This window comes from Microcystis sp. M049S2, from assembly GCF_020245625.1.
Lineage (GTDB): Bacteria > Cyanobacteriota > Cyanobacteriia > Cyanobacteriales > Microcystaceae > Microcystis > Microcystis ichthyoblabe_A.
The window spans coordinates 1-5,310 of sequence record NZ_JADBUN010000015.1 but is presented as its reverse complement, the minus strand read 5'-3'; the positions used below and the strand labels follow the sequence as shown (position 1 = coordinate 5,310).

Genomic DNA, 5,310 nt, shown 5'->3' with positions numbered 1-5,310 from the left:
TCCAAGAGAGTGGTGGGTTACGCTATCGCTAACCCACCCTACCCATTGAAGGGAGAAGAGTTCATAGTAGGGTGGGTTAGACGGCAACAATCTAGGCGTTAAAGTCAATCTAACAATCCGTCGTAACCCACCGCTTTAGTCAACCGAAAGGATGTTTGATTTATGTTTGAAAATAAGATTGATCAGGTTTTACACGCATTAAAGGAGATGTTGGGATGAAGGATTGGCCATCTGTCGCACTAGGCGATATTTTTGAAATTGCTCGTGGTGGTTCGCCAAGACCGATTCAGAATTTTCTGACAGAAGAACCTGACGGTGTAAACTGGGTAATGATTGGTGATGCTTCGGATAGTTCAAAATACATTACACACACTAAAAAGCGCATTTTGAAGACTGGTGTTAAGAATTCACGCATGGTCTATCCGGGTGATTTTTTACTTACGAATTCCATGAGCTTTGGCCACCCTTATATCATGAAAACATCTGGTTGTATTCATGATGGATGGCTTGTTTTAAGTAATAAAAAAGGTGTTATTGATCAAGATTATTTTTATCATCTACTAGGTTCTGATCTAATATATGCAGAGTTTTCCCGTCTTGCTTCTGGTTCAACTGTAAAGAACTTAAATATTGAGATAGTTAAAGGGATTAAGGTATCCCTCCCACCCCTCGAAGAACAGCGAAGAATTGCGGCAATTTTAGATAAAGCGGATGGGGTGCGACGCAAGCGCAAAGAGGCAATTCGGTTGACTGAGGAGTTATTGCGATCAACTTTCCTAGAGATGTTCGGTGATCCTGTTACTAATCCGAAAGGGTGGGAGGTGAAGCGTCTCGGTGAAATATGTACAAATTTTCAAAACGGAATAGGAAAAAATAGTGAACACTATGGTCATGGCTCTAAGGTTGCAAACATATCTGACTTGTACGAATGGCATCGTTTCATTCCAGAAAAGTATTCACTTCTCGACGTAACTCCAAAAGAGATTGAAAAATATAGTCTCATGAGAGGAGATCTGCTATTTGTACGTTCTTCAGTAAAGCGTGAAGGGGTTGCTGTATGTTCTGTTTATGATTCTGATGAGATTTGCCTTTTCAGTTCATTTATGATCCGAGTCAGGCCGAGGACAGACCTGATTAATCCAGAGTTTCTATCTTTAATGCTTAGAACTCCACCGATGAGAAATAGACTGATTTTAGGTTCTAACACATCTACAATCACTAATATTTCACAGCCAGGATTATCCAAAATTGAGGTCGTTGTTCCTCCTATCAAGACACAAAATCTAATTACAAAAGTTACGAAAAATATCGAAGAATCTGTTCGGTGTCATCTTCAGGCGCTTGAACAATCCGAAAATCTCTTTAATTCCCTTTTACAAAGAGCATTTAGGGGGGAACTGTAGCCATGGCAGCTGGCGGATTACTGCCATAATCTTGTGGGAAATGCCATTAAAAAAGACCGTTGGACAATTAACCAAGATTCCTATCATCTCACACTGTCACGCGGGAAAAACCTAGATGAAATAACCGAACTTGCTGTTTTTTTATATAACTGTTAAACAATAATCAGGTAAAATATAGAGATAGCCAAAACTTTGGGAATAATAGAGTTATAGACTGGGGAGCGCAATATGGATTCAAACTTCTCCTTCCTGCGAGATCAATTCCCGACAATCTACGATCATGCCAGCCAAGCGGAGGGATTAGTCTTCAGCAACCCCCGGGCCAGTTGCTTCTATACCCGTTTTGTCCTAGAACAAATGGTCTGCTGGCTCTATGAAAACGACCCCTACCTGCAACCGCCCCGGGACAATAGCCTAGGCGCTCTCATCCACGAGCAAACCTTTAAAGATAACCTTAAACCAGGACTTTTCGGCAAAATTCGCACCATCCACAAAGTCGGCAACAACGCCGCCCACGATACCAGCCTCATCAGTGAACGGGACTCCCTGCACCTGATCGAGGAACTATTTCATCTCACCTACTGGCTGGTGCGCTACTATGGGCAGAATGGGCGAAAATTGGGCGATATTAGCTTTGATCGCCAGAAGATACCCCCGGCCGCACCCCCCGCTCCCAAACAACTGCAAGACCTGGAAAAACGCCTGTCCCAAAGCGATGCCCTGCGCCAATTGGCCGAAGCAAAACAGCGCCAAACCGAGGCCGAACTCGCAGCCGCTAGGGCCGAACGGGATGCCCTCCTTGCCCAAAATCAAGCGATCGCTGACCAGCACGACTACAACGAAGCCGACACCCGCCACTACCTGATCGATGTACTACTCCAAGAGGCCGGCTGGGATACCAAAGCCCCCAACGCCACAGAGTTCGAGGTGTGGGGGATGCCCATCCAACAAGCGGGGGATACTGGGCGCGGTTTCGTCGATTATGTACTATGGGGTGACGACGGCAAACCCCTCGCCGTCGTGGAGGCAAAACGCAGCAGCAAAAGCCCCGACAGCGGCCAAAATCAGGCCAAACTCTACGCCGACTCCTTAGAAAAAGACTACAACCAACGCCCCGTTATTTTCTACAGTAACGGCTATGAAACCTATCTCTGGGATGATCTCACCTATCCCCCCCGTCCCGTCCTCGGTTTCCTGCGAAAAACCGAGCTAGAACGGCTAATTTTCCGCCGTTACCACCGTAAACGCCTCAGCAACACCGCCATTAACGAGGATATCGTCGGCCGTCCCTACCAGAAAGAAGCCATCCGCCGCATTACCGAAACTTTTGAAGAAAAGTGCGCCCGTAAGTCCCTGTTGGTTATGGCCACGGGAACCGGTAAAACCCGAACTGCGATCGCATTGGTGGAACTGCTCAAGAGCGCCAATTGGGTAAACCGAGTCCTGTTTCTGGCCGATCGCAATGCCCTATTAAAGCAAGCCTATCGAGCCTTTCAGAGGCATCTACCCAGCGTTACCGTCCTAGATCTGACCCGCAGCAAGGAAGTGACGGGGGCTAACGTCCTCTTCTCCACCTATCAAACCATGCTCAACGCCATCGATCGCATGGATGCAGAGGGGCGAATCTTTGGAGTGGGTTATTTTGACCTAGTGATCGTCGATGAGGCCCATCGCTCCATTTATCGGAAATACGGCGAAATATTCGATTATTTCGATGCCCTGCTGGTGGGGCTAACTGCCACGCCGCGCTCGGAAATAGACCGGGACACCTACCGCATTTTCCAGCTACCCCAGGGCTTGCCTACCTTCGCCTACGAGTTAAATGATGCCGTTAGGGATGGCCACCTCGTCCCCCCCAAGGGCGTTACTGTGCCGTTTAAGTTTCTGCGTACTGGGGTTAAATACAGCGATCTAACCCCGGAGGAGCGGCTAGACTACGAGGAGAAGTTCCGGGACGAGGAAAGCGGCGAACTACCGCAGGCAATTAACGCAGCTGCCTTTAATGACTGGTTGTTCAATATCGACACCGTGGATCAAGCATTAGAATTATTGATGCAACGGGGGCTAAAGGTCAACAGTGGCGATCGATTGGGTAAAACGATTATTTTTGCCCGTAATCACGAGCACGCCCAATGTATCTGCGATCGCTTTAACAGTAACTATCCTCACTACAAAGGTCATTTCGCCAAAGTTATTGACAGTCACGACAATTACGCCCAGAGTCTGCTCGATGACTTCAGCGAAGCCAACAAAGAACCGATTTTAGCCGTCTCGGTGGATATGCTCGATACCGGCGTAGATGTGCCGGAAGTGGTTAATTTGGTCTTTTTTAAGCCCGTATTCTCCCGGGTGAAGTTCAATCAGATGATCGGGCGCGGGACCCGTCTCTGTCAGGATTTGTTCGGGCCTGGCAACCATAAAACCGAGTTTCTGGTCTTCGACCTCTGCGGTAATTTCGAGTATTTCGAGCAGGATATCGATGAAACAAGCCAGAAAATACGCGAAAGCCTCACCAGTCGCCTAGTTAAACATCGCCTCGAGTTGGCAACCCGTCTCGCTCCCGCCCAGCCAAGCGCGACACCTAGGGCAAGAGAGCAGTCCTCTACTTACAAAGTCGAGCGGGCCGACGACCTATACACGAGTTTGCTCGATGCACTCCATCAACACATCGCCACCATGCCCCGGGATAATTTCCTCGTGCGTCGTCGCTTGCCGCAGGTGGAAACCTTTAGTCAGCGCCAGCGTTGGGACAACCTGAGTCAGGAGGACGCGGCCACCATTGCCGACTGCTTGGCCGGTTTACCCAATAGTCTGCCCAATGAGGATCCCCTGGCCAAGGAATTCGACCTTCTCTGTGTGAAACTGCAATTGGCCATTCTCAAGGCCGACCGTAGTTATGAGCGATTGCGGGACAAAGTGCGGGATATTCTCGGTCAACTGGAGACTAAGCCCGATATCCCGATGATTAAGGGACAATTGGCCTTTATTCGCGAGGTGCAGGACGAAAGCTGGTGGACCAGAGCAACGCCGTCAATGGTGGAGGGGATTCGGGTGCGTGTCCGGGATCTGGTCAAGTTTATCGATCGCCAAAAGCAGCAGATCGTGATCACCGATTTTGTCGATGAGATGGGGGAGGTGCAGATGGTCGATATTCCCACCCATCAGACCGGTTTTAGTCGCGAGCAGTATCGCCGGAAAGTGGAGGCCTATATCCGTCAGCATCAGGATCACCTTGCGATCGCTAAGTTGCGGCGCAATATCCCCCTAACGGAGACGGATTTATCTGCCCTAGAGGAGATGCTATTTTCGGCCGCAGAAATTGAGAGCCGTCAGCGTTTTGAGGAGGTTTTTGGCCAGACGAAAAGCCTCAAGCTTCTGATCCTGGAAATCGTCGGACTCGATCGCCAGGCGGCTAAACAAGCTTTTGCCCGTTATTTGCAGGGGACAAACTTCTCGGCCAATCAAATCCGTTTTATCGAAAATATCATCGATATCCTCACTAAAAACGGAGTTATCAATCCGGGGGCGCTCTACGAGCCTCCCTTTACTGATAACCATCCCGAAGGGCTAGATGGGATGTTTAATGATCAGGAAGCTGATCGGATCGTCTCGATTTTGCGATCGTTTAACCAGTCCGTTGATGCGGTTTAAGAACAAGCGCGGATGAAGAAATAAAAGCATGAAAACTGACACGATTTTTTATCAACTCTTTCAATCATTCCCCTCTATCTTCTTTGAATTAATTCAACTCCCTATCAGCGAAGCGAATAACTACCGCTTTGACTCAGTGGAAGTCAAACAACTTTCTTTTCGTCTTGATGGAGTCTTTCTGCCTCAAAACAATAACCCCCAGACTCCTATCTACTTTTGTGAGGTACAATTTCAAGAAGATGAGGCTTTTTATCAG

General features: G+C 48.3%; 4 protein-coding genes. All 4 read left to right on the top strand.

The genetic code is table 11. The features are described 5' to 3' along the window. Positions 1-215 precede the first annotated feature (215 nt). Positions 216-1,403 (top strand): restriction endonuclease subunit S, encoded by a 1,188-nt coding sequence (locus IM496_RS01440; protein ID WP_190723792.1) that lies wholly within the window; start codon positions 216-218, stop codon positions 1,401-1,403. 9 nt (positions 1,404-1,412) lie between these two features. Beyond that, complete coding sequence (locus IM496_RS01435) at positions 1,413-1,559, top strand: element excision factor XisH family protein (protein WP_287661018.1); 147 nt, start codon at positions 1,413-1,415, stop codon at positions 1,557-1,559. Positions 1,560-1,631: 72 nt separating this feature from the next. Continuing rightward, positions 1,632-5,054, top strand: a complete 3,423-nt coding sequence (locus IM496_RS01430) for a DEAD/DEAH box helicase family protein (RefSeq protein WP_287661017.1) — start codon at positions 1,632-1,634, stop codon at positions 5,052-5,054. A 28-nt stretch (positions 5,055-5,082) separates the two neighbouring features. Beyond that, positions 5,083-5,310: DUF2887 domain-containing protein (locus IM496_RS01425; protein ID WP_287661016.1), on the top strand; the 228-nt coding region annotated here is incomplete at its 3' end.

Coding starts and splice junctions, on each gene's coding strand:
- IM496_RS01440 (WP_190723792.1), top strand. CDS start 216: ATGAAGGATTGGCCATCTGTCGCACTAGGCGATATTTTTGAAATTGCT.
- IM496_RS01430 (WP_287661017.1), top strand. CDS start 1,632: ATGGATTCAAACTTCTCCTTCCTGCGAGATCAATTCCCGACAATCTAC.